The 25,005-nt window shown below is 36.6% G+C and carries 32 protein-coding genes; 23 read left to right on the top strand and 9 right to left on the bottom strand.

Translation table 11 applies throughout. The annotated features are described in order from the left end of the window. Positions 1-5 precede the first annotated feature (5 nt). The 22 genes from A3835_08075 (at position 6) to A3835_07970 (ending at position 15,642) form a co-directional block, all read left to right on the top strand. The gene (locus tag A3835_08075) at positions 6-512 is read left to right on the top strand and encodes a hypothetical protein (GenBank protein ID ORI06708.1); all 507 of its coding nucleotides are present in this window, start codon (positions 6-8) and stop codon (positions 510-512) included. Positions 513-649: 137 nt separating this feature from the next. Continuing rightward, entirely contained in the window at positions 650-1,618 is a 969-nt protein-coding gene (locus A3835_08070) for a cyclic pyranopterin phosphate synthase (GenBank protein ORI06707.1), read from the top strand. After that, complete coding sequence (locus tag A3835_08065; GenBank protein ID ORI06706.1) at positions 1,618-2,373, top strand: radical SAM protein; 756 nt, start codon at positions 1,618-1,620, stop codon at positions 2,371-2,373. The genes A3835_08070 and A3835_08065 overlap by 1 nt, the downstream gene beginning before the upstream one ends. Next, the gene (locus tag A3835_08060) at positions 2,373-2,954 is read left to right on the top strand and encodes a 6-carboxy-5,6,7,8-tetrahydropterin synthase (protein ID ORI06705.1); all 582 of its coding nucleotides are present in this window, start codon (positions 2,373-2,375) and stop codon (positions 2,952-2,954) included. Before A3835_08065 ends, A3835_08060 begins: the two co-directional genes overlap by 1 nt. Next, positions 2,954-3,157 carry a hypothetical protein gene (locus tag A3835_08055; protein ORI06704.1) on the top strand — a complete coding sequence of 68 codons (204 nt, stop codon included), beginning with the start codon at positions 2,954-2,956 and terminating at the stop codon, positions 3,155-3,157. Before A3835_08060 ends, A3835_08055 begins: the two co-directional genes overlap by 1 nt. Then, positions 3,154-3,555: a hypothetical protein gene (locus A3835_08050; protein ORI06703.1), complete on the top strand. Its 402-nt coding sequence runs from the start codon at positions 3,154-3,156 to the stop codon at positions 3,553-3,555. The genes A3835_08055 and A3835_08050 overlap by 4 nt, the downstream gene beginning before the upstream one ends. Next, entirely contained in the window at positions 3,556-4,212 is a 657-nt protein-coding gene (locus A3835_08045) for a 16S rRNA (uracil(1498)-N(3))-methyltransferase (protein ORI06702.1), read from the top strand. An 83-nt stretch (positions 4,213-4,295) separates the two neighbouring features. Continuing rightward, entirely contained in the window at positions 4,296-4,496 is a 201-nt protein-coding gene (locus A3835_08040; protein ORI06701.1) for a 50S ribosomal protein L31, read from the top strand. Between the two features lie 3 nt (positions 4,497-4,499). Next, a complete protein-coding gene (locus A3835_08035) occupies positions 4,500-5,315 on the top strand; it encodes an rRNA (cytidine-2'-O-)-methyltransferase (GenBank protein ID ORI06700.1) in 816 nt (271 codons plus the stop codon). A 111-nt stretch (positions 5,316-5,426) separates the two neighbouring features. Continuing rightward, a complete protein-coding gene (locus A3835_08030) occupies positions 5,427-6,107 on the top strand; it encodes a 23S rRNA (guanosine(2251)-2'-O)-methyltransferase RlmB (protein ORI06699.1) in 681 nt (226 codons plus the stop codon). After that, positions 6,100-7,041 (top strand): phosphatidylglycerophosphate synthase, encoded by a 942-nt coding sequence (locus A3835_08025; GenBank protein ID ORI06698.1) that lies wholly within the window; start codon positions 6,100-6,102, stop codon positions 7,039-7,041. The genes A3835_08030 and A3835_08025 overlap by 8 nt, the downstream gene beginning before the upstream one ends. Beyond that, positions 7,035-7,817 carry a hypothetical protein gene (locus A3835_08020; protein ID ORI06697.1) on the top strand — a complete coding sequence of 261 codons (783 nt, stop codon included), beginning with the start codon at positions 7,035-7,037 and terminating at the stop codon, positions 7,815-7,817. The genes A3835_08025 and A3835_08020 overlap by 7 nt, the downstream gene beginning before the upstream one ends. Positions 7,818-7,826: 9 nt before the next feature. Then, positions 7,827-9,035: an alanine transaminase gene (locus tag A3835_08015; protein ID ORI06696.1), complete on the top strand. Its 1,209-nt coding sequence runs from the start codon at positions 7,827-7,829 to the stop codon at positions 9,033-9,035. Beyond that, entirely contained in the window at positions 9,032-10,294 is a 1,263-nt protein-coding gene (locus A3835_08010) for a homoserine dehydrogenase (GenBank protein ORI06695.1), read from the top strand. Before A3835_08015 ends, A3835_08010 begins: the two co-directional genes overlap by 4 nt. A gap of 1 nt (position 10,295) precedes the next feature. Next, the gene (locus tag A3835_08005; GenBank protein ORI06694.1) at positions 10,296-10,637 is read left to right on the top strand and encodes a hypothetical protein; all 342 of its coding nucleotides are present in this window, start codon (positions 10,296-10,298) and stop codon (positions 10,635-10,637) included. Positions 10,638-10,709: 72 nt separating this feature from the next. Next, positions 10,710-11,024: a thiol reductase thioredoxin gene (locus tag A3835_08000; GenBank protein ID ORI06693.1), complete on the top strand. Its 315-nt coding sequence runs from the start codon at positions 10,710-10,712 to the stop codon at positions 11,022-11,024. Next, positions 11,024-11,470: a hypothetical protein gene (locus tag A3835_07995; GenBank protein ID ORI06692.1), complete on the top strand. Its 447-nt coding sequence runs from the start codon at positions 11,024-11,026 to the stop codon at positions 11,468-11,470. The genes A3835_08000 and A3835_07995 overlap by 1 nt, the downstream gene beginning before the upstream one ends. A 9-nt stretch (positions 11,471-11,479) precedes the next feature. Continuing rightward, positions 11,480-12,418, top strand: coding sequence for a thioredoxin-disulfide reductase (locus A3835_07990; GenBank protein ORI06691.1), 939 nt, complete (start codon positions 11,480-11,482; stop codon positions 12,416-12,418). 146 nt (positions 12,419-12,564) lie between these two features. Then, complete coding sequence (locus tag A3835_07985; GenBank protein ORI06690.1) at positions 12,565-13,335, top strand: 4-hydroxy-tetrahydrodipicolinate reductase; 771 nt, start codon at positions 12,565-12,567, stop codon at positions 13,333-13,335. After that, positions 13,328-13,636: a hypothetical protein gene (locus A3835_07980; protein ID ORI06689.1), complete on the top strand. Its 309-nt coding sequence runs from the start codon at positions 13,328-13,330 to the stop codon at positions 13,634-13,636. Before A3835_07985 ends, A3835_07980 begins: the two co-directional genes overlap by 8 nt. Positions 13,637-13,645: 9 nt before the next feature. Continuing rightward, positions 13,646-14,983, top strand: coding sequence for an amidophosphoribosyltransferase (locus A3835_07975; GenBank protein ORI06688.1), 1,338 nt, complete (start codon positions 13,646-13,648; stop codon positions 14,981-14,983). Beyond that, a complete protein-coding gene (locus tag A3835_07970) occupies positions 14,980-15,642 on the top strand; it encodes a hypothetical protein (protein ORI06687.1) in 663 nt (220 codons plus the stop codon). Before A3835_07975 ends, A3835_07970 begins: the two co-directional genes overlap by 4 nt. Positions 15,643-15,695: 53 nt before the next feature. On the opposite strand, the gene A3835_07965 is transcribed toward A3835_07970, so the two are convergent. From A3835_07965 to A3835_07930, 8 genes are all read right to left on the bottom strand, one after another. After that, positions 15,696-16,247 (bottom strand): hypothetical protein, encoded by a 552-nt coding sequence (locus A3835_07965; protein ORI06715.1) that lies wholly within the window; start codon positions 16,245-16,247, stop codon positions 15,696-15,698. Next, positions 16,247-16,777, bottom strand: a complete 531-nt coding sequence (locus A3835_07960; protein ORI06686.1) for a hypothetical protein — start codon at positions 16,775-16,777, stop codon at positions 16,247-16,249. The genes A3835_07965 and A3835_07960 overlap by 1 nt, the downstream gene beginning before the upstream one ends. Then, the gene (locus tag A3835_07955) at positions 16,767-17,501 is read right to left on the bottom strand and encodes a bifunctional phosphoribosyl-AMP cyclohydrolase/phosphoribosyl-ATP pyrophosphatase (protein ID ORI06685.1); all 735 of its coding nucleotides are present in this window, start codon (positions 17,499-17,501) and stop codon (positions 16,767-16,769) included. Before A3835_07955 ends, A3835_07960 begins: the two co-directional genes overlap by 11 nt. Positions 17,502-17,504: 3 nt before the next feature. Beyond that, positions 17,505-18,623: a hypothetical protein gene (locus tag A3835_07950; protein ORI06684.1), complete on the bottom strand. Its 1,119-nt coding sequence runs from the start codon at positions 18,621-18,623 to the stop codon at positions 17,505-17,507. 17 nt (positions 18,624-18,640) lie between these two features. After that, positions 18,641-19,555: a branched chain amino acid aminotransferase gene (locus tag A3835_07945; protein ORI06683.1), complete on the bottom strand. Its 915-nt coding sequence runs from the start codon at positions 19,553-19,555 to the stop codon at positions 18,641-18,643. A 100-nt stretch (positions 19,556-19,655) separates the two neighbouring features. Beyond that, positions 19,656-20,297 carry a thiol:disulfide interchange protein gene (locus A3835_07940; protein ID ORI06682.1) on the bottom strand — a complete coding sequence of 214 codons (642 nt, stop codon included), beginning with the start codon at positions 20,295-20,297 and terminating at the stop codon, positions 19,656-19,658. Positions 20,298-20,306: 9 nt separating this feature from the next. Beyond that, positions 20,307-20,804 (bottom strand): peroxiredoxin, encoded by a 498-nt coding sequence (locus A3835_07935; protein ORI06681.1) that lies wholly within the window; start codon positions 20,802-20,804, stop codon positions 20,307-20,309. Beyond that, entirely contained in the window at positions 20,801-21,004 is a 204-nt protein-coding gene (locus tag A3835_07930; protein ID ORI06680.1) for a 4-oxalocrotonate tautomerase, read from the bottom strand. Before A3835_07930 ends, A3835_07935 begins: the two co-directional genes overlap by 4 nt. A gap of 116 nt (positions 21,005-21,120) precedes the next feature. Between A3835_07930 and A3835_07925 the strand changes: the two genes are divergently transcribed. After that, positions 21,121-21,525, top strand: a complete 405-nt coding sequence (locus A3835_07925; protein ORI06679.1) for a 50S ribosomal protein L20 — start codon at positions 21,121-21,123, stop codon at positions 21,523-21,525. Here A3835_07925 and A3835_07920 read toward each other — a convergent pair. Then, complete coding sequence (locus A3835_07920) at positions 21,522-24,836, bottom strand: diaminopimelate epimerase (GenBank protein ID ORI06678.1); 3,315 nt, start codon at positions 24,834-24,836, stop codon at positions 21,522-21,524. The two genes, A3835_07925 and A3835_07920, sit on opposite strands and share 4 nt — an antisense overlap. Between the last annotated feature and the right edge of the window lie 169 nt (positions 24,837-25,005).

Genomic DNA, 25,005 nt, shown 5'->3' with positions numbered 1-25,005 from the left:
AAAATATGGAAATTTATATTTTTTTAGGCTTTGGTATCGTTTTGGCGATAATAGTAGCTTTAATGTTGATAAAAGATAGTGAGACAAATAAAAAATTTGCGAGATTTGAGCGAGCGATAGAAAGCGTTATGCAAGAAAATTTCAATCTAAAAAAACAAATTTCAATGCTTGAGGGCGAGGCATTTAAAAATAGTGAACAATATGAGCCACTTAAAAAACAGATAAAAGAAAATATTGATTTGCAAATAAATGAAAAGATTGTACCAATAATTCGTGCGATTAAGAGTATTGAGCGAGTAATTGATGATTTTGCAACAGAGCAAAAAGATAGGATAGTTAGTCTTGAAGAGCGAACAAGAGATATTAATAAAATCGCACCAAGTGTCATCAATGAAGAAGAGCAAATTTTAAAAATGTTTAAAGATGGAAAAATTGCAGCGATGATCGCAAAGGACCTTCATGTTGGAATGGGGCGAGTCGAATTTGTGCTTAAATTTCATAAATTAGCCTAAATTTACAGGCTAATTTTAAAAAGACTAATCCACTCTTAAACTACAAAAATTGGCTTAAATTTTTATTTTGATTTAAATCTTTTAACATATAATTGAAAAATTATAAAAAGCTCTAACCAAGCTTAAGAAGGTGCTTTATGCTAATTGATAAATATGGTCGGGTTGTTGATTATTTAAGGATTTCTGTAACTCAGCGTTGCAACTTTAGGTGTAGGTATTGCATGCCTACAACGCCATTTAGCTGGACGCCAAGGGAGAATTTATTAACCTTTGAAGAGCTATTTTTATTTGTAAAAGTGGCTATCGATGAAGGTATAAAAAAGATAAGAATCACTGGAGGCGAACCGCTTGTACGTAAGGACTTGGACGTTTTTATAAAGATGATAAGTGATTATAATCCAGACATCGATCTAGCACTTACTACAAATGGCTATATGCTTTCACACTTTGCCAAAAGACTAAAAGATGCTGGACTAAAGCGCATAAATATGTCGCTTGATACACTAAATGAGCAAAAGGCTAAATTTATCGCACAAAAAAGCGTCTTGCACGAAGTTTTAGCTGGCTTTGAAGCAGCTCATGATGCTGGATTAAAGGTAAAAATCAACACTGTCGCACTAAAAGGCGTAAATGATGATGAGCTTATAAATTTGCTTGAGTTTGCTAAATTTAGAGATTCTCAGATCAGATTTATTGAGTATATGGAAAATTCACACGCAAAAGATGATCTAAAAGGGCTAAGTAGCGATGAAATTTTAAAAATCATCTCACAAAAATATAATGTCACAAAAGATAGAAAACTACTAAATGCGCCTGCGTCTATTTATAGACTTGATGATGGTTATAAATTTGGTATCATTGATCCGCATAAGCACGACTTTTGCGAGAGTTGCAACCGTATCAGGCTAAGTGCCGAGGGGCTTTTGATACCTTGCCTTTACTTTGAAGAGGCTCTTAGCATCAAAAAAGCGGTTGAAAAAGGTGATATCGTAGCTGCAAGTGAAATTTTAAGGCAAGTACTAGCAAACAAGCCAAAAGAGAACAAATGGGCGATAGGTGCTAGCAATGAAACCTCTTCGCGTGCCTTTTATCAAACTGGTGGTTGATGAGCAAAGAGCTAGAGCTAGTTGAGGCGTTTTTAAGCATCCAAGGCGAAGGAGCTTACCAAGGTAGACTCGCTATATTTTTACGCTTTTTAGGCTGCAACTTAAACTGCTCTGGCTTTGGCGTGCAAACAAAGTCTTTAAAAACTGGCGAAAGCTTACTAGGATGTGATAGCATAAGGGCTGTTTTTAAAGGGCATTTTAATTATAAAATTTATAGTGTAGATGAAATTTTAGGCATAGTTGATAACCTATGCAAAGGCTTAATGCAAAAACCGATCATTGTTTTAACCGGCGGCGAGCCGCTCATCTGGCATGAAAATGAAAATTTTATAAATTTGGTAAAGAAATTGCTTGAAGATTATGAAGTACATTTTGAGACAAATGGCACTACCTTAATTGATTTTGCTAAGTATGAAATTTATAAAAATTGCCATTTTGCACTCGGAGTAAAGCTAGCAAATAGCGGAGTTAGCGAGCAAAAACGCATAAATTTAGACGCTATTTTAGCTATTAAAAATAATGCAAGAAGTAGCTTTTTGAAATTTGTCCTCTCGCACTTTGACAAAAGCGAGTTAGACGAAATTATAAATGTAAAAAGTCAAGTGGATTTGCCAGTTTGGTGCATGGCGATGGGTGCAGATAGAGCAGAGCTTAGTAAAAATGCTTTAAAGACGGCAGAATTTGCCATAAAGTATGGATTTAACTACTCGGAGCGTATCCACATCAGGCTTTGGAGCGATAAAGAAGGTGTTTGATGATTATTAGAAAGCTTTTTAGATTTGAAAATGCACATATTGTGAGATTTTGTAGCTCAAAGCGTTGTAGGACTAGCATCCACGGACACAGCTATGTGGCTGAAATTTTACTTAGCTCAAATTTTCTTGATAATGCCGGCATGGTCTATGACTTTGGCTTGATGAAGCAAAATATAAAAACGATCATTGATAGTTTTGATCACGCTACGACAATATTTTCAGGCGATAATGATGAGTATAAAAATGATCTAAAAAAGCACTCGGCAAGATGGATCGAGATCCCGCTAAATCCAAGTGCAGAGCAGTTTTGCCGCATATTTTTTGTTATGATAGAGCGACTGCTTGAACTTAGCGTGATGAATAACGGTGAGCGTGAAGTGAAGCTTCATAGTATTATCGTGCATGAGACTGATACTGGCTATGCGCAGTGCTTTAAAGAGGACGCCGTAAATGCGCAAATGGGCGAGATAAAGCTAGATGAGATCAAATTTTCAGACGCTATCATAGAAGAGTGGGAAGATAAAAATTTATTCGAGAAAATGAAAAATAGATTAAAAATAGAAATTCCAAAGGACGTTTGATGAAAAAAATTATAACTTCTTTTTTATTTATAGCTGGTCTATTTGCGGGTTGTGGAGATAAAGATGAGGCTAAAAATGATATTAGCGAGCCAGTGCCTAGTGATGTGACCATAGCCCAACCAGACGCAAATGTCACAATCGATGAACAACTCCCGCCTGAGCCAGTTGTGGAAGAGAACGAGCCTTCTAAAGATAAGAAATGAACGAACATCTCTCCTCGCTTTTTGCATACACTTTGCCTTTTCATGTGATATTTTTTTATGCACTAGTTGCCTGTAATATACTTTATTTAATACTTACTCAGTTTATCAGCAATAGCAAAAACTATGTGCTTCGTATAAGATATTTTTTACCGATTTATCATATGTTGCTTAGTTTTCTTGTGCTAACTGGACTTATTTTATGGGCGTATTACGGATATGAGTTTAAATTTAATGCCATAAAAATGTTAATCATCTTAATAATTTTAATCGCACTTAGTGCCATAGGTTTTAAAAGGCTAAAAATTTATGCAGCTAATAGTGACTTAGAAAAATTTAAAAAATTTGCCCTTATTAAGGGATTTTGTGATCTTATTTTAGTCGTAATTGCAGGGATTTAGATGAAATTTTTATATGATAAAAATGCAGGTAATGAAAGTTTAAAGATAGTAAATGAAGCTTTTTTGCACCTAAAAGCTAGAAGAATGCAAGCTGGTGAGCGAATAAGTGTTAGAAATTTACGAGATTTTAAAGAGTATATCTATGAAATTGATGAGATTGATAGGCGAAGTGCGAGCTTAAGCCTTATTTTTGCCAGCTCAAATAGCGAGCAAAAAATCGACTTTACGATCGCTTGGGCTATCGTTGATCCAAAGACGATAGAAAAGACATTGCCATTTTTAAATGAACTTGGCGTTGGCAAAATAGCTTTTGTCTATACTAAATTTTCTCAAGCAAATTTTAAGATAGATATTGAAAGGCTAAACTACATAAATGCTCTCTCTTGCGAGCAGTGCGGACGAACATCGCTAATGGAGTTTGAAGTTTATAAAAATTTGGACGAGCTAATGAGTGTGTATAAAAATGTCTCAGCTATAAATTTTGGTGGTAAAAGCTTAAATGAGAAAAAAGATGATGGGCTTTTAATAATCGGTCCAGAGGGTGGATTTAGCGAGGATGAGATGGCTAAATTTAAAAATAGCTACTGCTTAAATACTAAAAACACCTTAAGATCGCAGACTGCGGTTATCTCAGTGGCCGCAAAATTCCTGACTTAATTTATTTGATTTTTAGATTTCTTTTTATATAATCAGCAACTTTTAATGTAGATAATTAGCCCAAAAATAATAAAGGAAAAATGATGAAAAAAGATATCCATCCAGAATACGTAGATTGCACTGTAACTTGTGCTTGCGGAAACACTTTTAAAACAAAGTCAAACAAAAGCGAGATCAGAATTGATATTTGCGACAAGTGCCACCCATTTTTCACAGGCAGCGAAAAGATAGTTGACAGTGCTGGCCGTGTTGAGAAATTTAAGAAAAAATACGCTCAAAAATAAGCCTTGCTCTACTTTATTCCTACTCCAATAGGAAATTTAGAAGATATCTCGCTTCGTGCGATTAGAATTTTGCGTGAATGCGAGATAGCTATTTGCGAAGATACAAGAGTCTGTAAAAGTCTTGTAAACCTACTAAATGAACGCTTTGACGCAAGTATAAATATATCAAAATTTATCCCACTTCACACTCATAATGAAGATGACTTTTTCACAAATTTAAGTGATGATTTTTTTAGTAAAAATGTAGCTTACATGAGCGATGCTGGCATGCCAGGCATCAGCGATCCAGGCGTTAGTCTAGTAAGATACGCTCAAAAAAACAACATTAAATATGAAATTTTAAGTGGAGCAAATGCCGCACTTTTAAGTGTGGTTGCAAGTGGACTTTGTGATAAGGAATTTGTCTTTTTAGGATTTTTGCCAAATACTGGTAGAGATAGGTCTTTGGCCATCCAAAATGCTCTAAATTTGGCCTATCCAGCTGTGATCTATGAAAGTCCAAAACGCATACTAGGCTTAGTACAAAGTATCGCAAATCTAGAACCTGAGAGAGAAATTTTTGCCATAAAAGAGGCCACAAAAAAATTTGAGAGTAAGTTTAAAGATAGTGCTAAAAATTTAGTCCAAATTTTAGAAAAAGCAAATTTAAGTGGAGAGTGGGCGATTGTCATCTCAAAAAGTGACAAAACAGCCACTCAAAATATCACAAAAGATGAGATACTTTTGCTTGATCTTGCTCCAAAAGTAAAAGCAAAATTGCTTAACAAAATAACTGGAGAAGATGTAAAAAAGATATATGATGAACTTACGAAAGCTTAAATTATAGGCCGCAAAACTACTAAGTGACATTGAAACGAAAGTGTAAAATTTACTCTAGTTACATACAAAAATAAGTTAAATTTTAATTGACTTTAGCTACCATAAGTTACCATGATAATATACGGAAAACAACTATTTTTACATATTTTGAACAAGCGACCACAGATATTAGAAGAGATATATCTATCAAAAGAGTGTGACAAAAAACTCTTCTATAAAATTTGTGGTACGGGCAAAAAAATTATTCGCGTGGATAATCAAAAAGCACAGTCTTTAGCTCGCGGTGGAAACCATCAAGGTTTTTTAGCGAATGTTAGTGAATTTGAATTTTCAGACATTGCTGAGCTTAAAAAGCTAAATTTTATCGCTATTCTTTATGGTATAAGCGATGTTGGCAATATCGGTGCTATCGCTAGAAGTGCCTATGCTCTAGGCTGCGAAGGCCTTGTGATAGTGGCAAAAAGTATAAATATGCAAGGCGTTTTAAGATCAAGTAGCGGCGCTGCTTATGAGATACCAATAGCGATTTTTGAAGATGGGCTTAGTTTATTAAATGAACTAAAGCAATTTGGTTTTAAAATTTATGCAACCGCAAGTAATGGTAAAAACGTAAAAGAGATGAAGTTTGCCGGTAAAAGAGCTTTGGTGATGGGCTCAGAGGGCGAAGGCATACCACAAAAGGCTCTAGTAAAGTGTGATGAGTGTATTGGTATAAAGTTAAAAGAGGGCTGGGACTCCTTAAATGTAAGTGCAGCTTTTGCAATAATTTGTGACAGGATGATAGATGAATGAATTAGAGAATTTAAAAGAGATAGGTATAAAGGAAATTTCACGTAAAACGCATATTGAGCCTACATTTTTACAATATATTTTTGATAAAAATTTTGAAAAATTATCACGTTTAAATATTAGGGGCTATGCCAAGATTTTGCAACGTGAATATGATGTTGATTTGAGCGAGTTGCTCGCTGAATATGATGCCTTTATGCAAGAAAATACTCCAGATGAGAGTCACAAAACTAAAGTTACTCCAAAAATTTCTTCTTACACTCCAAAAGATATTACCATACAAAAACAAAGCGGTAGTGGCGGCATTGGATTTTTATTTTGGCTCATCATTTTAGCTATTATCGCTGGTGGGGCATATCATTTTGATGCTTACAAATATATCGAGAATTTTTTATCGTTTTTAAATGATGAGAATAAAAGCGTGAGCTATTCTCAGTCAAGCATAGTAAATGAGGTGAAGAAAAATATCATTGATACAAATATCACCATCTCTCAAAATAGCCCTAAAATAGAAGCAAACGCATCAGACTTGAAAATTTCAGCTCCAGTTGAACAAAATGTGGCAACAAGTCCTGCGAGCATGGAGCAAAATGCTGTAAAGCCAAGCATGGCAGCTCAGCCAGCTCCTAAGATAGAGCAAAACATTACAAAGCCACTAAATGAGGCGGTCATTACACCAAAACAACGTGTCTGGATAGGGATAATTAATCTTGAAAATGGTCAAAAAATATCAAACGACACAAGCAAAAGCATAAATATAAATTTAGACCAAAGGCAGCTCGTAGTTTGTGGAAATGGCAACATTGAGCTAAAGATCGGCGACAAGGTGACAAAATATAATCCAAGCCGTCCAGCTAGATTTTTAGTAGAAAATGGAGAGATGAAATTTGTGAGCTATGATGAGTTTGTAGAACTCAACAAGGGCAAATCTTGGTAAGAAAAATAGCGATTTTCACCGCTTTTAGTGTATTTGCCTATGCTTTTAGCTTACAAACTAGTGCAAGTGCTTTAAGCAATGTTGAAAATGTGAAAATTTCTTTAGAAAATTTAGACCAAAATGGCTCACTCAATGTCAATGAGCTAGTATCAAGATTAAAACAAAACTCGAGTTACGATAGCATTTCGTTTGGTTCAAATAGTTTGAATTTAAAATTTACAAGTGAGCAAAAGGTTCCTTCTACATTATTTGTAAAATCAATAAATTCAACTCTAGACGATGCCAACATAAGTATCTCAAGGATAAATTCTCTAAAAAATGGAGATCAAATTTCTTATGGAATTTCGGCCATAAAAAATGACGGAATAGATCCAAACTTATTAAGCTTAGCGCTTAGTCAAAGCGGTTTTAAAATTTTAGGATTTGATAGAATTGATGGGAATTTAGAGATATTTTTAGATGCTCAGAATATGATTCTTAAGGCTGCAAAGGTAAATTTTGACGAAGAGACACCACTTTTAAAAAGCGGTGGTACTTATTTTGTTGATGTTGAGGGTGCAAGTAGTCTGGATATCGCGTCAAAAGAGTCAAATAGATGGATGCCACTTGTTAGGATTTATGATAAAAATTTAAATCAGATTGACTCTATAAAAGAGGAGCAAGCAAAAACTACCGTTTCTATAAATTTAGCAATAGGTGCAAAATACGCATTAATTAGCGACAATGTTGATATAAATAATATAAAAAATGAGATAATTATCAAGCTTATAAAATAGGAGTAAGCAGTGTTTGATGAGATAAGATTTAATACAATTGAGCGTTTACCAAACTACGTTTTTGCCGAAGTAAATGCAATAAAAATGGCTGCACGAAGAGCTGGCGAGGACATCATCGACTTTTCTATGGGTAATCCTGAGGGCAGAACACCACAGCACATCGTCGATAAACTATGCGAAAGCGCGCAAAAGGACAAGACTCACGGCTACTCAGCCAGTGCTGGAATTTACAAGCTCCGCCTTGCCATTTGCAACTGGTACAAAAGAAAATACGGCGTAAATTTAGACCCAGATACCGAAGCAGTCGCTACGATGGGTAGCAAAGAGGGCTTTGTTCACTTAGCTCAAGCCGTGATAAACCCAGGCGATGTGGCTATCGTGCCTGATCCTGCTTATCCGATACACACGCAAGCGTTTTTATTTGCTGGCGGAAGTGTCGCAAAGATGCCACTTCACTACAATGATAAATTTGAGCTAGATGAGAATAAATTTTTTGAAAATTTGATCCAAACTATACACGCAAGCTCGCCAAAGCCAAAATACGTAGTCGTAAATTTCCCTCACAATCCAACGACCGTGACAGTGCAAAAGAGCTTTTACGAGCGCCTTGTAAGCATCGCAAAACAAGAGAGATTTTACGTCATTTCTGACATTGCTTATGCTGATCTTACCTTTGATGGCTACAAAACACCAAGCATCTTTGAGGTTGATGGTGCAAAAGACGTTGCGGTCGAGTGCTATACACTTTCAAAAAGCTACAATATGGCTGGCTGGAGAGTTGGCTTTATGTGTGGAAATAAAAGACTTTGCGCAGCACTTAAAAAGATAAAATCATGGGTTGATTACGGTATGTTTACGCCGATCCAGGTGGCTGCCACAGTCGCACTTGATGGCGATCAAAGCTGCGTTGAAGAGATACGCCAAATTTATGAAAAAAGAAGAGATGTGATGATAGAGGCCTTCACTCAGGCTGGCTGGGAGCTTAAAAAGCCAAGTTCTAGTATGTTTATCTGGGCAAAACTTCCACCAAAAGTTAGTCATCTGGGCAGTCTTGAGTTTTCAAAGCAACTTCTTACAAAGGCATCAGTCGCAGTTAGTCCGGGTATTGGTTTTGGCGAGGGTGGAAACGACTATGTGCGCCTTGCTCTTATCGAAAATGAAAATAGAATAAGACAAGCGGCTAGAAATATAAAAAAATATTTGAAAGAATTTGAATGAATGTAGCGATTTTGGGGGTTGGAACTGTCGGCGAGTCAGTTGCAAAAATTTTACTAAAAAATAAAAAGCTGATCGCAGCAAGAGGTGGCGAAGAGATCGTGCCAGTCGTCGGTGTGGTTAGAAATTTAAATAAAAAAAGAGACGTTGGCATCCCACTAACTGACGACATAGATAGTGTGATAAACCGCGACGATATCGATGTTTTTGTCGAGCTTATGGGCGGCGTTGAAGAGCCTTTTAGAGTTGTGAGTGAAATTTTAAAACGTAAAAAACCTGTTGTGACTGCAAACAAAGCACTTTTGGCCTATCATAGATACGCCTTGCAAAATTTAGCCAAAAATACGCCATTTGGTTTTGAGGCAAGTGTAGCCGGCGGGGTGCCGATCATTAGAGCACTAAGGGAAGGCTTGAGCGCAAATCACATCGTTAGCATAAATGGCATACTAAATGGCACGAGCAACTACATATTAACATCGATGATGAACGAGGGCTCAAATTTCAAAGACGCACTTAAAAAGGCACAGGAGCTTGGATATGCCGAGGCTGATCCAACTTTTGACGTGGGTGGTTTTGATACAGCACACAAACTGCTAATCCTTGCAAGTATAGCTTACGGCGTGCACGGCGATCCGGAGGATATCTTGATAGAAGGAATACAAGGCATCACACCTGAAGATATATTCTTTGCAAAAGATTTTGAATATTCGATCAAGCTTTTAGCCATTGCCAAAAAAAGCGAGGGCAAGGTCGAATTGCGCGTGCATCCAGCGCTTGTTCCGCAAAATAAAATGATAGCAAAGGCAAGCGGAGTGACAAATGCTATCAGCGTCGTTGGAGAGGTCGTTGGAGAGACGATGTACTATGGTCCTGGAGCTGGTGGCGACGCAACAGCAAGTGCGGTCATTAGTGATCTTATCGATATCGCAAGAGATAGCAAGTCACCTATGCTAGGATACAAAGCGCCGTTTGAACTAAATACTTTGGAACTGCTTGACCGCGACAGGATAAAGACGAAGTACTACTTTAGGCTAAAAGTCGAAGACAAAATGGGTGTGCTTGCAAAGATTACAAATTTAATGAGTGAAAACAACCTCTCGATCGATAGTTTATTGCAAAAGCCAAAGGATGAGAGTGAGTATGCTGTATTATTTTTTACGACACACACGAGCCTAGAGGCTGATGCGAAGCAAACGATAGAGCTTTTAAAAGAGCAAGGGTATATAAAAGAAGAGCCATTTATGATGAGGATCGAGGAGTAGCTTGGGTTTAAGCGAATATCTCTTTGGTAAAAACTCTGAAGATAGGGCATGCGAGTTTTTGCGTAAGCTAGGTTTTGTCATTTTAGAGAGAAATTTTCACTCTAAATTTGGCGAGATCGACATTATTGCACTAAGTAGTGATAAAATTTTACACTTTATAGAGGTAAAAGCAACTAGTGGAGAATACGAGGCAGAATACCGACTAAATAAGGCAAAATATATAAAAATTTTAAAAACTATAAATTTTTATATGATGAAAAATGAGCCAAATAGAGATTTTCAAGTCGATTTACTAGTTATAAAAAATGAAAATTTAGAGTTGATAGAAAATATTAGTTTATAATAAAATTTATTATTTAGATAAAATTTAAATTTAATTTGTATAATTGCCACATTTTAAAAATAAGGAGAAAAAATGGGAAAATACATCGAACTTACAAAAGAAAATTTTGATGTTACAAAAGAAGGCGTTGCTTTAGTAGATTTCTGGGCTCCATGGTGCGGACCTTGCCGTATGCTAGCTCCAGTGATCGAAGAGCTTGCTGAAGACTTCGAGGGCAAAGCGAAAATTTGCAAGGTAAACACTGATGAAGTGCAAGATCTTGCAGTTGAGTTTGGCATCAGATCGATCCCAACATTGCTATTTTTCAAAAATGGCGAGCTAGTTGAGCAAATGGTCGGTGCGCAGTCAAAACAAGCCCTAACTGACAAACTAAATTCGCTTCTTTAATGAGCGAAAAAAGAAGAGGAAGTCTGCTTCCTCTTACCTATATATTTGGTTCATTTTTTGGTGCAGCTATGATAGCGGCTGCATTTGCGTATAGTAACTATCGTTTTTCACAATATAAATTTGTTGATTTTGCGAAGCTAGTTTTTTACGAAAAAAGCGAAATTTTCACTCCAAAAGATCCAAAATACACGCTTTTAATCTTCAGTTCAAATCAATCAAAATTAGACGAAATTTTACCAACCAAAAATGAAACAGTTGTAGCAATCGATATCTTTCAAAAAAGATATGAGTCAAACTCAACACTAAAATACATAAGCTCAGATATAAATACAGTCCTAGAGCTTATGCGAAATTTAAGCATTACAAAGCTTCCAAGTAGTGTTGAGATAGTTCATCAAAGGGGTGAAATTTATAAACAAAATTCACCCATAAATGTTTTAGAATAAAGGAAATTTATGCTTGATTTAGCGATCATCGGAGGAGGTCCAGCAGGACTAAGCGCCGGACTTTACGCCACTAGAGGCGGATTAAAAAATGTTGTAATGTTTGAAAAAGGCGAGCCTGGCGGTCAGATCACCTCTAGCTCAGAGATAGAAAACTACCCAGGCCAAAAAGCCCCTGGCGAAAGTGGCTTTGACTTTATGAGCACTTGGTGGAAACAGTGCAGCGCATTTGGGTTAGTTCACAAGTGGGCAAATGTCATTGGCGTTAGAAAAAATAGTGACGGTAGCTTTGAAATTTTACTTGAAGGCGGCAAGAGCGAGCAGGCAAAGGCTGTCATCGTAGCAACTGGCTCAACTCCAAGACGTGCTGGCTTTAAAGGCGAGGACGAGTTCTTTGGCAAAGGCGTAAGTACATGCGCGACATGCGATGGCTTCTTTTATAAAAACAAAGAAGTGGCTGTTCTTGGCGGTGGCGATACGGCTGTTGAAGAGGCACTTTATCTAGCGAATATCTGCTCAAAAGTCTATCTTATCCATAGACGTGACGAGTTTAGAGCAGCACCTACGACCGTTGAAAAAGCTAGAAAAAATGAGAAGATCGAGTTTATAACAAGTGCGACTATAAAAGAGGCGCTTGGCGATAAAATGGGCCTAACAAAGATCGTGCTTGATACCAAAAATGGCGAGCGTATGCTTGATGTGCCGGGAATTTTTACCTTTGTTGGGCTAAACGTAAATAACGAAATTTTAAAAGACGAAAATGGCAAATTTATCTGCGAAATGGCTGATGGTGGACAGGTCAAGACAAACCTTAAGATGCAAACTAGTCTAAAAGGGCTCTTTGTAGCAGGTGACATCAGAGAGGACGCTCCAAAACAAGTGGTCGTAGCAGCAGGTGATGGCGCAGTGGCTGCACTTAGCGCTATGAGCTACATAGAAAGCTTGCATTAATACTCAAATTTAGCCAATTTTTTGGCTAAATTTTTCTTCTTTTTTTCTATTAAATTTTTGATTTTATACGTATTTTTAAAGCCTATTCGTAATCTATCTATAATAAATTTTATGTTAAATTTCAACCAAAAATCAAAGGATAAATTTTGGTAAAAATAGGCCTTTATGGTGCTAGTGGAAAGATGGCTCAAAGTATCATTTCTTGTTTAAAAGATGAAAAAGATGCTACTTTAAGCATCGCTTTTAGCCAAAAAAATCAGGTTGAAAATTTAAATAGCGAACTTTTGACAAATGACTTTGCTAAATTTTTTGAAGCATGCGATGTGATAATCGACTTTAGTCAAAAAGAGGCGACCATGGCACTGCTAAACTACGCTAGAACTAATCCAAAACCACTAGTTATCGGTACGACCGGGCTAGATAATGAAGATAAAAACTTACTTCACCTAGCATCTGGAACTATGCCTATTCTTTACGCAACAAATATGAGTTTAGGCGTAGCTGTACTAAACCGCCTTGCAAGGATTGCTTCAAAAACATTAAGAGAATTTGACATAGAGATCGTAGAGCAACACCACAGGCACAAAAAGGACGCTCCAAGCGGTACAGCGATGACACTTGCAGGAAGTGTAGCTGAGGCAAGAGATTTAAATTTAAAAGATGTTTTAGTCACTGGTAGAGCTGGCATGGTGGGCGAAAGAAGCAAGGACGAGATCGCAGTCATGGCACTTCGTGGTGGAGATGTAGTCGGTCGCCACACGGTTGGCTTTTATAATGACGGCGAATTTATTGAGCTAAATCACACCGCAACGAGTAGGGCAACCTTTTCAAAAGGTGCGATCAGGGCTGCCATTTGGCTAAAAGATCAAAATAGTGGCCTATACTCGATAGGCGATAGTTTAGGGCTTGATGATTAAATTTGAGCTTGATGATGTAGAGAGCTACAAGCTAGAATTTGGTGATAAATTCTACCTGCCGGAGCGTGAAAAGCGTCAAAATTTAAGAACTGGCGATATAGTAAAGCTTATATTTAGATTTGAAGATGATGAGTTTGCTCAGATTGAGCGCATGTGGGGGGTCGTTAGCGAGACAAATAACGGCGAATTTACCGGTATTTTAGACAATGAACCATTTATAAAAGGCTATTTAAATGCTGGCAATGAGATCAAATTTAACTACAAAAATGTTCTTGAAATTTACAAAGATGATGAAAACTAAAGGAAAAAAATGTGTGCAATAGTTGGTATTATAAATTCTAAAGACGCAGCAAAGACTGCGTATTATGCGTTATTTTCTATGCAGCATCGCGGTCAAGAGGCGAGTGGCATTAGTGTTTGTGATGACGGAGAAATTTCTACTCACAAGGGTAATGGCCTAGTTACAGAGGTTTTTAATGAAGAAATTTTAAGATCGCTAAAAGGCGATATGGCTATTGGTCACAACCGATATGCAACGGCTGGTAAAAACTCAGGTCGTGACGCCCAGCCAATAGCCGCTAACTACGCTTTGGGACAAATTTCAATCGTCCATAATGGAAATTTGGTAAATAAAGATGAGGTTAGAGATGAGCTTATTAAGGATGGTGCGATATTTCAGACAAATATGGATACTGAAAATATCATTCATCTAATCGCAAGAAACCATAGCGAACACTTGCAGGACCGTATTATTGCAGCACTTGATAAGATAAAAGGTGCTTATTGTCTGCTTATCCAGTCACGCCATAAAACCTTTGCAATAAGAGATCGCTGGGGTGTTAGGCCACTAAGCCTTGGCAGGCTAAAAGATGGTGGATATATCGTAGCTAGCGAGACTTGCGCTTTTGATCTTGTGGGGGCTAGCTTTATAAGAGATATTAGGCCTGGCGAGATGATAGTCTTTGAACATGGAAAAAGTGAGTTTCAAAGCATTCAAATTTATGAGCCAGATCCTAGAATTTGTGCATTTGAATATATCTATTTCGCACGCCCAGATAGCGTGATAGAAGGTAAAAGTGTCTATGAAGTTAGAAAAAAAATGGGTGAAGTACTAGCTAAGAAGAGCAAAATTAAAGCAGATTTCGTCGTACCTGTACCAGATAGTGGAGTACCAGCAGCACTTGGATATGCAAATGAGAGCAAAATCCCATTTGAGCTAGCTATCACTAGGAACCACTATGTTGGTAGAACCTTCATCGAGCCAAGCCAAGAGATGAGAAATTTAAAAGTTAAGCTAAAACTTAATCCGATGTCATCGGTTCTAAAAGGTAAAAGTATCGTTGTTATAGATGATAGTATCGTTCGTGGTACTACTTCAAAAAAGGTGGTTGATCTTTTAAGACATGCGGGCGCTAAAGAGATTCATTTTAGAGTCGCATGCCCTGAGCTTAAATACCCTGAGCGATACGGTATCGATACGCCAAGCTTTGAAGAGTTAATAAGCTCTAAAAAAAATGCAGAGGAAGTAAGAGAATACATCGGTGCAGATAGCTTAGAATTTTTAAGTATAGACGAACTTAAAGAAAGTATCGGCAATGAGCGAAAATATTCGCTTGTAAGCTTTGATGGTGACTACTTTATAAAATGAAAAATTTGGCAACTTTGATTCTTTTAGCCATATTTTTGGTAGGTTGCTCACAAAAGACGCCAAGCAAAAAAGATGACCCCTCTCTTCTTGTGAGCTACTTTGAGCTAAATGGTGCAAAGGAGCAACTACTCATAAAAAGTGCACCTAGCTTTGATGAACAAAGTGCCAATATACCGGTCTTTGGCATGGTAAATTTTATAAATCAAAACAAAACATCTAAAGCTTACTCTCTTGCAAAAGGTTTTATAAATGTGCTTGAGGCGGACAATATTTCTATAAATTTAAATAAAGCAAGTGATGTTTTGGCTCTTAAAAAAGCTAATGAGATCAGATTTTACGAGATTAGGGTAGATGTGCTTGAAAGTGTCAAATTTAGCTCTAAAAACGGTGTTTGTAGCGAATTTTTGGCACAAAAACCTATCTTTGTGAAGGCAGCTACTAACTATTATTTAAGAGATGATAGCTTTTTTGCAAGCTTTATTGAAGCAAATTTCTTTTATAAAAAAGGCGCAAAGATACTAAAAAAAGAGTTTGATTACAACATCACTGATCCAAAGATGCTTGATGAAGCCAAGGATTTTACGCAAAAGCCAAATGATCTTTTTTTGAAAGATATGCAAAAGCTAGGTAGATTGCTTGATATGCTTTGCACATTTTAGGATTTGGCAGTAAAAATTTCTAATTATATTGACAGCAATCATATTTAGAGACTTTAGTAGCAATTTAACTTAGTGATATTCATGCCATTTTTAAAGTAAGGTGGATAAGGCATATACACAGTAAAAGGCATACTTTTTTGTTTTGGTAAATTTTTGACTACATCAAATTTGTATTCAACTGTATTTGGTCTTTCGTCTTTATCTGTGCCAAGAACCCATGAAAAAAATGAGAGTCCGCTTGGCTTAAAAAGCGCTTCCCCGCCAAGGTCATTTTTGTTTAGCGGTTGGTTGATTAGTTTTATTGTCAGCGTGCAGTTGCTTATTGTAAATTTACCGATATTTCTCACTTGTCCCTTAAAGACAATACTTTCATTTCGTAAAATTCGCTCACTTTTTACATTTTCTAGCATACCTTTTTTTGTATATTTATCAAGTACCAGCATTAAAAATACTGCAAGAGTGGTTGAGACTAGAATATTTGTAAAAAATAGTGATAAAAATAGCTTTCGCTCAGCTCTAAGCGACAACACAAGAAATAAAATAGAAAGTAGTGCGATCGCAAAAAGTACGATGATATGAACAATGGTAAAATACGTAGAACTCATCAAAAACACTCCACTTTTTTAGAAATATTGTAGTCTATAAATGCAAAATCATTGACAAATTCTTTAACCTCTATGCTTTGCTTTGGCAAAAATTCCTTGTTTAAAATGATTCTTTTTTTGGCAAATGGATTAAGTGAATTTAAAAAATTTTTTGTACTTTGTTTTGAGCTAAGATAAAAAGCAAGTTCAATTTTGCAGATATTTAGAGTACTATTTGAATTATTTGTGATGTTAAAATCAACCATCAATGCATCAACATATTGAAGCTGTTTGGTAGTTATTTGACTTATGCTAACTGGTCTTAAATTTTCATTTATGTATTTGCTAGCGTAGTAGTTGGCGACAAAAAAACCGAAAAATCCAGCTAGTATAAACAAAAATCCCATTTGCCACCATGATTTTATGGCAATAAAAATTCCCACAAGTATGATCAATATAAAAGCTAAAAATATCCAGCCATAGGTTAGAAAGTCGATGAGCTTTGCATTTTGTAATACAAAAAGTAAGTCGTGCTTGATGCTATTTAACATCTCGCGATCTTTTCTCTTCGACGCCACTCATACCAAAACGTCTTGCAAGTTCGTTTTTTACAGCATCTGGATGGATATTATGGGCTGAAAGTGCCACAAGCGCATGAAAGCAAAGATCGGCTGCTTCGTAAATCAGATCATTTTTTGCTTTTAATTCATCTGAGCCCAATGCTTTAGCAAAGCCAAGATCCTTTGCAGCCATTATAAATTCGCCAGCCTCTTCGCCAACTTTCTTTAAAATTTGATTTTCGCCTTTTTTAAAAAGGCTTGCCACATAAGAAATCTCAGGGTTTGCATTTAGCTTCCTATCTTCTATCACGTGATAAAGCTCGTCAAGGATGCCATAATTTGGTTTCTTAACTTCGATTTTTGCATCTGAAATTTTACTGTCTTGTAAATTTATCTCATTAAAAAAACACGACCTTGCCCCAGTGTGACAAGCTGCATCTCCGTTTTGAATCACTTTTAAAAGCAAAGTATCGTTATCACAGTCTAAAAATGCAGCTTTTATCTCCTGTGTATTTCTGCTCTCTTCGCCTTTTTTCCAAATTCTATTTTTGGTGCGTGAAAAATAGTGAGCGTAACGGCTAGATAGACTTAAATTTAGTGCTTCTTCGTTCATGTAAGCAAGCATTAAAACTTCATTTGTGGCATAATCACAAACCACTACTGGAAGCAATCCACCAACTTTTTGCCAGTCTATGCTTTTTGTTACGCTGTTCATTTTTTACCTTTCGCTTGCCGAGCTAGCTTTGGTTTTATCTTTTGTGTCTAGCCAGATGTTTGGCACAGCTCCGCCAGGTGTTAAGAAAATTTTAGCATCTTTGTTTTCTTTTAGAGCTTCATTAAATTTGTTTTGCGTCTCTATCTGCTTTAAATTTAGTAGATTTTGATCTACGCTTTTTGCAACCTCTTTGTTTGCATAAGCAGTCGCGTCAGCTTCGATTTTAATGGCATCAGCCTTACCTTTTGCTTCAATAATAGCAGCTTTAGCGGTACCTTCGGCAAGTGCGGCTTGTTTTAAGGCTTCTTGATTTGCTCTTTCTACTTCGTATTTTGTTCTTTCAGCTTCTTGTTTTGCGATCTGAACACGTTCTATTTGCTCTTTTACCTTTGAAGGCAAGATGATCTCACGAAGTTGCACTGTTAAAAGCTCAACTGGCTTATTTGGCTGAGAGTCGATGTCTTTTCTTATGCCATCATCTATTTGTCTTGCTAGATCGTTTCTTTTTGTTGGAAGCTCTTCTGCTGTATATTTACCAGCGATACTGCGAACCACGTCACGAACGACAGGATCAACTATCTTGCTCTCCCAGCTAAGACCCCAAGAGGCAATAGTTTGAGGGGCATTTTCTGGATTTAAACGGTATTGCACAGTAATATCAATGCTAACTGGTAAATTTCTAGCATCAAGTACTGAAATAGAATTTTTACGTAAAATTCCAGCGCCAACGCCTTGATATGATTTTTGCATTGATTCGCCCATATCCTCACCAGAAGTATAGTTTATGATCCTAACTCTGGTATCCACTATGATGATGTCTTGGATAAAAGGTAAAAAGAAGTGAAAGCCTGGTTGTAAAGGATTTGGCTCGTATTTACCTGCTGTAGACTTAATGCCAACTTCGCCTGAGTGTATCACTTTAAATGGCTGAGTGATAGCAAAAATAGCAATAATTGCAATTAAAATGTAGGCAAGTGCTCCAAATTTACCAAAACCACTTGGTAAATTTGGCATTTTAAAGTCCTTTTTGAAAGGTGGCTCTTTGTCGCTATTTTGACTAGAGCCTCTGTTGTCATTACCTGGCTTTTTTTTATTGAAATAATCGTTTAAATCAGCGGGCATTTCGTTCCTTTAAATTTTTAAATATATGTTAAAAATGATTCATACTTTTTGTTTAGACCATAAACTACGTCAAAATAAGCTTTTTGTAGTCTCTTTGTCACTTCGCCTCTAGCGCCGTTACCAATGATGCGGTTATCTATGCTATTTATCGGTGTTACTTCAGCTGCTGTGCCTGTGAAAAACGCCTCGTCAGCTGTGTAAGCCTGATCTCTTGTGATGCGCTCTCTTCTTACTTCGATGTCAAGATCGTGAGCAAGTCTTATGACTGTATCTTGAGTGATGCTAAGTAGGCTGTTGTCGTTTGGCGGAGTGATTAAAACGCCATTTTCAACGATAAAGAAGCACTCGCCTGGACCCTCAGCCACAAAGCCTTCACTATCAAGAAGTAGCGCCTCGTCGTATCCAGCCTCTTTTGCCTCGTAGTTTGCCATTTGTGAGCTTAGGTAGTTTGAGCTAGCTTTTGCTCTGTTCATTTGAGCAGCAGGTGCGAGTTTGGCAAAGCTTGAAATTTTAACTCTAATGCCTTTTTCTAGGCCTTCATCGCCAAGATAAGCACCCCACTCCCATGAAGCGATAGCAGTTTGCACTGGTGCTTTTGTGTGAGCTACGCCCATTACGCCGTATCCTAAAAATATAAGTGGGCGGATGTAGACATTGCTGTTATATTTATTTGCGCGAAGTAGTTCGATCTGCGCTTTTTCAAGCTCTTCTTCACTGTAAGGCACATTTAAAACGGTCATTTTTGCTGATCTTAAAAGTCTTTTTGTGTGGTCTTTGAGTCTAAAAATAGCTAGACCTTTTTTGGTTTTATAAGCTCTTGTGCCCTCAAATACGGCATTGCCATAGTGCAAAGAGTGAGTTAGAACGTGTACTTTTGCATCGTCCCATTTAACTAACTTTCCATCCATCCAGATGAATTCTGAAGCATTCATAATTAAACCTTTCTTTTTTAGAAATTTGATCCGAGTTTATCTAAAATTGCTTTAAATTTACATTTCTAAGTCCAAAATTTGCAGATATTACCCGCCAAAACTACTTATCTAAAAGCTCTTGTATGATCTTTGCCATCTCATCTATTGATGAAGCCGCACTTAAGTTTATTAGATATTTCCCGCTTACTACAAAAGCTGGCACACCGCTAATGCTAGCGACATCATAAGAGGCGAACCACGTATCTAAAAGCTCTTTTGCTCTGTCACTATTTAGTGCTTTTTCGTAGTCGGCTTTGCTCACGTGAGCTGCTTCGAGGGCTAAATTTAAAAACTTCTCTTTGTCTTTGCCATTGCTAAAATCATCGTTTTTATCGTGTCTAGCTTTATAGATAGCAAATTTAGCTTGCTTAAATTTAGACTCATCACTTAGCAGATCTGTGCCATTTGCTTCATCTATCGAGATAAGAGCGGCAAAAATCTTACTCGCACTCTCACCAAGCTTGCCTTTAGTGCTTAGGTGATATGGTATAAATTTAACTCCATCAAGCTTTGTCATTAGCTTTTTTGTGATCGAGCGATCAAACTTATAGCAGTGTGTGCAGTCGTAGCTAAAAACCTTAACGACCGAGTTTTTAGGCACATTAAGCGGTTTTACTAGAGTTTGATACTCCACGCCTTCAGTCAGTGCTGATAAATTTAGTGCAAAAAACGCATTTAAAATTAGCATTTTTATAAGCTTCATCTTTGCTCCTTATTTTACAAGATCGGCTAGCACTTTTGCGGCATGATCTTTGGCTTTTACGCTTTTATAAATTTTAACTATCTTGCCGTCTTTGCCGATCACAAATGTGCTTCTTGCGATACCAAGATACTCTTTGCCGTAGTTTTTCTTAACTTGCCAAACGCCATAAAGCTTTGAAATTTCTTTATCCTCATCGCTTAATAGAATGTGCTTTAAATTTTGCTTTGCGATAAAGCCAACGTGAGACTTCACACTATCTGGGCTAACGCCGATTATAACTGTGTCATTTTTGATAAACTGATCGTAGTTTGCGCTAAATTCGCAAGCTTCAGTCGTGCAGCCTGGAGTGTTGTCCTTTGGGTAGAAGTAAAGCACCACGTTTTTGCCTATAAAGTCCTTTAGTGCGACCTTTACACCGTCTTGATTTAGCGCTTCAAACTCTGGCGCTTTGTCGCCAACCTCAAGTGTTATTTTTCGTTCAATATCTGCTTTGCTAAATTCGCTCATTTTATCCCCTTTCTCTTATCTTCTACGCTCTCGCCACCTACGCCGATGTTGCTAGCGTCGTGAGTTTCTATGAAAATCATCACCGCCTCTTTTTTCTTGCCAAGCACTCTTACAAGCGTCTCAGTCACCTCTTTAAAAACTTGATCTTTTTGCTCTTTTGTCGGCTCTGGGCCTGCTATTTTGATATTAACATAAGGCATTTTTGCTCCTTTTTTAAGATACAAAATATTAGCCAAAATGAGTGAAATTTCAGATTAAAGCCTTTATTTAAGAATTTGGCATTAAAATACAAAAACTTGTTACATAGGAGCGAAAAATGGACTACAACAAACATAACAAAGGCTTTGTTTGCTTTATGTACGGCTTTGGACGAAGCAGGGCAGTTTATGCTGTTTTGATGGGTTTAGTCATATTTTTGCTTGGTTTTTTGACATTTGGCTCAAGTGCTCAAACTGATATTTTAAATTTACAAATAGCCCTTGGTGTCATGCTTTGTGGGCTTTTACTGATCTTTTTAAATCCAAAAATTTTTATCATCAAGCTAATTGGATATTTAATTTCACTTGCTGGCGTTATGATCGCTCTTCACAATGCAAATTTACTAGGCGAAGGCTTTAGCTTATATTTTTACGCAAGCCTAGTTTTTGGCGCATTCATGATGCTTATGCTTCTTAGCTGGTTTGTTTACAACGCAAGAAGTAGCGAGATAAATGAAATTTAGTTCGCCACTCCCATAAGCACGCTTGTGTAGGTATTTTGCTTAGGCTCTGAGCTTGTTGCATCGTTTATATTTATGCGGCCAGCCTCAAGCCCAGCTTTTATGAGTGCTTCTTTTACTGCATTTGCACGCTCATTTGCTAGCTCAATTAGCTTTTCCTTATTCACTTCGATGGTTTTTATTGCCTCTTCTCTTAAGGCCTTATCGCTTTTGTCTTTAGCGTTTGGAACGAGAGAATTTAGTACGGTAATATAATCTTTGCCACTTGAGGCGATTATTTGATTTATCTTTTGATCAAGCTTTTTTTCTTTAAAGTGGAGCACATCTATTTCGGAGTAAGTAGGCGTGATGCTAAGTTTCATCATAGGCTTTGCAGTAGTTAATTTTATAAAATCAGCTATTTTTGGCGCTTCTGAGCTTATTAGCTCGCTACTTCCAGCAAGAAAGTCAATGGAGCTTAGATCTTTTCCGCCAAGTCCCAAAGCATTTCCTAAAAATCTAAAAGGTGCTAGCGTGATATCGGCAAAGAGTTTTTTTACTGCGGCCCAGACTACGCCGCCATATTTAAAGTCAGGATCATTTAAATTTCCCTCGACCGGAAGATCAATGTTTATTTGGTTATTTTCATCGCTTAGTATCGATATGGCAAGGGATAGCGGTAAATTTACAGCATCTTTTGAGTCAACTTTTTCACCAAGCGTGAGAGAGTCAAAATTTATAAGATTTGAGCCATCTAGCTTAGAGTCGATGATACTATATTTTAGATTTAAATTTAGTTTTCCTTTTTCTATCTTATAGCCTACGAATTGCCCACTGTAAGGTGTTACATTGATTAGGTCAATGTCCTTAAAGTCAAGCTTAATCTCTGTATTTTGCTTTATCTCAAATGGAAATAATTTTGCTGTAATCTTAGAGAAGCCATTTTTGCCGACTACGCCTTGAAATTCCCCAGAGCTTGGACGCTTTTTGTCGATGTCAGTGAGCTTGCCGTTTAGTTTTGATATCCTTGTGGCAAATGGCATAAATAAAGATGCGTCTGAGAAATCAACTTCGCCGTTGTTAAGTGAGAAATTTTTGATACTAAAATTTAGCTCGTCATCTTTTTTACTAGCCACCTTTTTGCTCTCAGTTTTTTGCTCACTTTGGGATTTGCTCTTATCTTCTTTTAGGATTTTGCTTATATTAAATTCGCGCTCTTTGCTTAGATGAGCCTTGATAAATGGCGAATTTAGAGCAACTCCAGTAATTTCAAGATTATCTTTAAAAAGTGAAATTTTATCCACTTCTAAACTTTTAAATGCGATTAGCTTTTCTTTATTTTTATCATCTAATCTAATATCTTTTACGCTAAGCTTTGCATCCGCTTTTATATCTTTTGCATAGTGAAGCTCGGCGTTTGCACTCATCTCTCCACTTGAAAGATCTGCCTCTAAAAATGGCTTTGCGTAGGCAAAATATTTTGGCAAATTTGTATCATTTAGTTTGATTTTTGCATTTACGTCAAGTGGCTCGATCTTGATCTTTGAGTCTACATTGAGGTTTAGCTTTTGTGAGCTTTTCATATCCACTTTTGTGTCAAATGGCCTACTAAAATCACTACTTAAATTTGCAACTTTTATAAATAGATTATCAAATTTATGAGCGATCTTCTCGCCCTCAAAAAGGTGTGTCAAAGCGATATTGGCGTTATTTACATTGATATTTTTTATATCAAATTTAAACTCGCTATTTTTGCTTTTTGAAGCAGCTTTACTTTCAGCTTTTTTCTCATTTTTGGCAGGTTTTTTAGCTGTTTTTGTTGGTTTTTCTTCTCCAAGTCCTAATTCGTTTATAGCGTTTAGACCGTTGTTGCTTAGTTCAGAAGTAAATTTGGGCTTATTTACATCGATGCTAGCAGTATTTAGAGCCATTTTTAAAATATCAAAGCCTATGCTCTTGGCAATGACTTCCGTTACGTTTAAAATTTCTTTGTTTTTAGCTTTTAAGTTTATGCCATTTACATTGAGCTCATTAACACTAGCCTCGCTTTTGTTGCTATCTTGTGTAAAACTTGTGCCTAAAATTTGTATGTTTGTTACGTTTGTGGTCGCATCCTTGCTAAGTGGTGCATTTATGCCACTAAGCGCGGTTTTTTCAAGGTTTAAAGTGATTTTTTCATTTAGTAAGCTCGCCTTTAAATTTGAAGCATTGAGATCTTTTAGTGTAGCTAAAATTTTACTAGCCTCATCTACTTTTAGGATGCTTGCGCTTATATTTTTTAGCTCCGCTTTAGCATCTAGTTCGCTCTTTTCATTTAAATTTGCAAGAAGTGAGATGTCTTTTAAATTTAGCGCTTTTAAGTTCGCTGATACCGCACTTTTAAAGGCGATATCGTTTAAATTTATAGCGCTTAAATTTATGGCAGCGTCTGTTTTTTGAGCTATTTTGCTATCTAGATCAAATTTTGGTAGATCAAGCTCGCCAAGGCTTATCTCGTTTTCGCCCTCGTTTAAATTTAGTGATTTTATATTTAAAAAACTATCCTTTAAATTTATCTTTGTAGCGTTTTCATCGGAGTTTATATCGTACTTGATGCCTAAATTTATAACTGCATTTTTAAGGTTTAGTGTATCGTTATCGATGAAACTTATCGCAACTGGCTTGATGCTAAAGTCCTTAATGACTACACTACCATTTATGTTTAGTGGATTTAGTCTGATATCGCCTTTTAAATCGATCTTGTTTGCAAGGCTTGAGTTTGAGTCAAAGATATGATTGCCAGCACTATTCTTTTTTGTATTTAGCGAGTTTAACTCGTAGTTTATATCATCAAAACTTACATTAAATGGCTTTGTAAGATTTTGGTCGCTATACGAAAATGAGCCTTTGATGATCTTGGCACTATTTAGGGCGAAATTTATCGAGCTTGTACTGTTGTCCTCATTGCTTGCATTATCTTCACCTATGAAGTTGTTAAAGTTAAATATCGCATCCTTAGTTCTTGCGATCTTTACGCTTGGCTCATCAAGCCTAAAAATATCAATTTCTATGAGCTTTTTGAAGATAGAAAATGGCTTTAGCTTGACATCGACTTGCTTTGTGCTAAAAAGTGGTGAAGTGGTGTTTAGCTCGGCATTTGTAGCGTTTAGCTCAAAAGTAAATGGATTAAATTTAGCCTCTTTCACAAAAAGTGTTGCATTGTAGTCTTTTAGATACTTTGGAGCAACATTTTTGATAGCATAAGGTACACCAAAAAAGCCAAGAAGCGTGTAAATAAGTAAAAGTGAAACTAAACTTATGCCTGAAATTAGGGCTATTTTTTTATTTTTATTCATTTAAATTTTTACCTTGAAGTGATCTAAAATAAACTTTGATTTTACTTTAAATAAGGTTAAATTCTAGTTAGAAATTTCTAAATTTTTAGACGTTTCAATTTACATTTTAGTTAATAATACTTTTATAAAATTCGTATTACCATTTCACAAATACTTTTTAAACAAAGGA

The sequence above is a fragment of the Campylobacter concisus genome (genome assembly GCA_002092835.1).
GTDB lineage: Bacteria > Campylobacterota > Campylobacteria > Campylobacterales > Campylobacteraceae > Campylobacter_A > Campylobacter_A concisus_K.
Note: the sequence above shows the minus strand (reverse complement) of the source record. Positions and strands in the feature narration are given on the sequence as shown.